The sequence below is a fragment of the Rhodococcus sp. C26F genome (assembly GCF_053345925.1).
The window spans coordinates 122,318-125,679 of sequence record NZ_JBKFBA010000006.1 but is presented as its reverse complement, the minus strand read 5'-3'; the positions used below and the strand labels follow the sequence as shown (position 1 = coordinate 125,679).

Genomic DNA, 3,362 nt, shown 5'->3' with positions numbered 1-3,362 from the left:
GCGGCGCGTCGACCACGCCACCGTCGCCCCGACCGCGGCGCCGACGACGATGTCGCCGGGCCAGTGCACGCCGGTGTGCACCCGCGAATAGGCCACCGCCGCGGCCAGCGGCGCCAGGACCGCCCCGGCCGCAGGGGATTCGAGCGCCACCCCGGTCGCGAAGGCCGCCGCCGACGCGGCGTGCCCGGACGGGAACGACGACGAGCGGGGGATCGGCACCGTGCGGCGCCGAAACTTCGGGTCGGTGCGCGCCGGGGGTCGGCGGCGCGGCAACAGCGGTTTGAGCAGCCCGTTGGTCAGGGCGCTGGCCCCGGCCACCGACAGCAGACCCCGCACCGCCCCGCGGCGGGCGTGACCGCCGGCGGCGGCGCACACCGCGGCGCACGCCACCCACAGCACACTGTGGTTGGCGGCGCGTCCGAGATCGCGCAGCAGCGGGTCGGCGGGGGACGCGCGCAGCGCCCCGGAGCGCTCGAACAGGGCCCGGTCGGCGGTGCGGTAACGCTCGGGAACGATCACACCTCGACCGTAGATGTCGTTGCGACCCATGGGGGTCGGGTTCGCGCGGTACTGTCGAGGTGTGCAGCGACGAATCATGGGTATCGAGACGGAGTTCGGCGTCACGTGTACCTTCCACGGGCATCGTCGGTTGAGCCCCGACGAGGTGGCCCGCTATCTGTTCCGCCGGGTGGTGTCCTGGGGGCGCAGTTCGAACGTCTTCCTGCGGAACGGGGCGCGACTGTATCTCGATGTCGGCTCGCACCCCGAGTACGCCACCGCCGAGTGCGACGACCTGCTCCAGCTCGTCGAGCACGATCATGCCGGTGAGCGGGTCCTCGAGGAACTGCTCATCGACGCCGAGCAGCGTCTCGCCGAGGAGGGCATCGGCGGCGACATCTTCCTGTTCAAGAACAACACCGACTCGGCGGGCAACTCCTACGGCTGCCACGAGAACTATCTCGTCGCCCGCGTCGGCGAGTTCTCCCGCATCTCCGATGTGCTGCTGCCTTTCCTGGTGACCCGCCAGCTGATCTGCGGCGCCGGGAAGGTGCTGCAGACCCCCAAGGCCGCCACCTTCTGCCTGTCGCAACGCGCCGAGCACATCTGGGAGGGCGTCTCGTCGGCGACCACCCGGTCGCGGCCGATCATCAACACCCGCGACGAGCCGCACGCCGACGCCGAGAAGTACCGGCGCCTGCACGTGATCGTCGGGGACTCGAACATGTCCGAGACCACCACCATGCTCAAGGTGGGGTCGGCGGCGCTGGTGCTCGAGATGATCGAGGCCGGGGTGCCGTTCCGGGACTTCGCGCTCGACAACCCGATCCGCGCCATCCGCGAGGTCTCCCACGACCTGACGGGCCGGCGCCCGGTGCGCCTGGCCGGCGGCCGGCAGGCCAGCGCCCTGGACATCCAGCGCGAATACCACGCGCGGGCGGTGGAATATCTGCACCAGCGCGAACCCGACCCGCACGTCGCGCAGGTGGTGGACCTGTGGGGCCGCGTCCTCGACGCCGTCGAATCGCAGGACTTCGCGAAGGTCGACACCGAGATCGACTGGGTGATCAAGCGCAAGCTGTTCCAGCGCTACCAGGACCGCTACAACATGGAGCTGTCCGACCCGAAGATCGCCCAGCTCGACCTGGCCTATCACGACATCAAACGCGGACGCGGCGTGTTCGACCTGCTGCAACGCAAGGGACTGGCGGCGCGGGCGACCGACGACGAGTCCGTCGACGCCGCGGTGAACACCCCACCGCAGACCACCCGCGCGAAGCTGCGCGGTGATTTCATCGCCGCCGCGCAGGCCGCGGGCCGCGATTTCACCGTCGACTGGGTGCATCTGAAGCTCAACGACCAGGCGCAGCGCACCGTGTTGTGCAAGGACCCGTTCCGGTCCGTCGACGAACGCGTCGAACGGCTCATCGCCTCCATGTAAGTACCGCCGTCCANNNCCGATGGACGGTGATGCGGTGCCGGCGGCGCGCGGGCACTAGGGTTGGCGCGTGGCGATCTCGAAAGTCGAACGGCTGGTGAACCTGGTCATCGCGCTGCTGTCCACCCGACAGTTCGTGACCGCGGAGAAGATCCGTGCCTCGGTGGCCGGCTACTCCGAATGCGCGAGCGACGAGGCGTTCAGCCGCATGTTCGAGCGGGACAAGAACGAACTGCGCGATCTCGGGGTGCCCCTCGAGACGGGCCGGCCGTCGCGGTCGTCGACGGTGGAGGGCTACCGCATCAACCGCGACGCCTACGAACTGCCCGAGATCGACCTCACCCGCGAGGAGACCGCCGCCGTGGCCGTCGCCGCCGCGCTGTGGGAATCGCCGGAGCTGACCGCCGCCGCGCAGGGCGCGGTGCTCAAGCTGCGCGCCGCCGGGATCCGTGTCGACTCCGACGGCGGAGAGGTCGTCGCACCGCTGCCGCCGCGCGCCCGCGGTTCCGAACCCGCGTTGACCGCGTTGCTCGCCGCGATCGACGCGCGCCGCGCGGTGCGGTTCACCCACCGCAGTTCCCCCACCGAGCCGTGGTCGACACGCACCGTCGAACCGTGGGGTGTGGTCACCGTGCACGGCCGCTGGTATCTCGTCGGCCACGACCGCGACCGCGACGCCGTGCGCACCTTCCGGCTCTCGCGCATCGGCGACGAGATCACCGCGATCGGCCCCGAGGGGGCGGTGCAGATCCCGGAGGGCGTGGATCTGCGGGGGCGGGTGCTCGCCGCGACCTCCCCGGCGGAGGTCAGCGGATCGGCACGGCTGTGGGTGGCCGATGGACGCGCGTGGGAGCTACGCCGGCTCGGACGGACCGGCGCGGCCCGGCGGATCGGCGACCGCGACGGGGTGGAACTCGAGGTGCCGGTGCGCTCGTGGGAATGGATCGCCCGGATCGTCGCCGGGCAGGGCGCGGACGCGTTGGTGCTCGACCCACCGGAGTTGCGGGCCGAGGTGCACCGCATCCTCGAACAGGCGGTCGCGGATGCGGGGGAGGAGGAGCGATGAGCACACGACTGTCGGCGCGACTGGGACGACTGCTCAATCTCGTGCCCTACTTCCTGGCGCACCCGGGGATCAGTGCGGCCGAGGCCGCCCGCGATCTCGGGGTCACGCCCAAGCAGGTGATGGACGATCTGAACCAGCTGTGGGTGTGCGGGCTGCCCGGCTACGGACCCGGTGATCTGATCGACCTGTCGTTCTCCGAGGACAGCATCGTGGTGACCTTCACCGCCGGCATCGAACGACCCCTGCGGCTGACCTCCACCGAGGCCACCGCGCTGCTCGTGGCGCTGCGGTCACTGCAGGAGATGCCCGGCGTCGTCGACCCGTCCGCGGCGCAGTCGGCGATCGCGAAGATCGAGGCGG

Annotated in this window: 3 protein-coding genes and 1 pseudogene; 3 read left to right on the top strand and 1 reads right to left on the bottom strand. The window is 71.0% G+C overall.

Features of this window, described 5'->3' with window-relative positions; translation table 11 throughout:
* Nucleotides 1–549 (bottom strand): phosphatase PAP2 family protein (locus tag ACLBYD_RS10210; protein WP_447816334.1); only part of this gene is annotated, 549 nt, incomplete at its 3' end.
* A 31-nt stretch (nucleotides 550–580) separates the two neighbouring features.
* Between ACLBYD_RS10210 and pafA the strand changes: the two genes are divergently transcribed.
* The 3 genes and pseudogenes from pafA to ACLBYD_RS10195 all read left to right on the top strand — a co-directional run.
* Nucleotides 581–1,939 carry a Pup--protein ligase gene (gene pafA, locus ACLBYD_RS10205; protein WP_026061779.1) on the top strand — a complete coding sequence of 453 codons (1,359 nt, stop codon included), beginning with the start codon at nucleotides 581–583 and terminating at the stop codon, nucleotides 1,937–1,939.
* A gap of 67 nt (nucleotides 1,940–2,006) precedes the next feature.
* The gene (locus tag ACLBYD_RS10200) at nucleotides 2,007–3,002 is read left to right on the top strand and encodes a helix-turn-helix transcriptional regulator (RefSeq protein WP_447816333.1); all 996 of its coding nucleotides are present in this window, start codon (nucleotides 2,007–2,009) and stop codon (nucleotides 3,000–3,002) included.
* A pseudogene (locus ACLBYD_RS10195) lies at nucleotides 2,999–3,362 on the top strand (protein pafC); the annotation flags it as partial. The gene ACLBYD_RS10200 and the pseudogene ACLBYD_RS10195, both read left to right, overlap by 4 nt.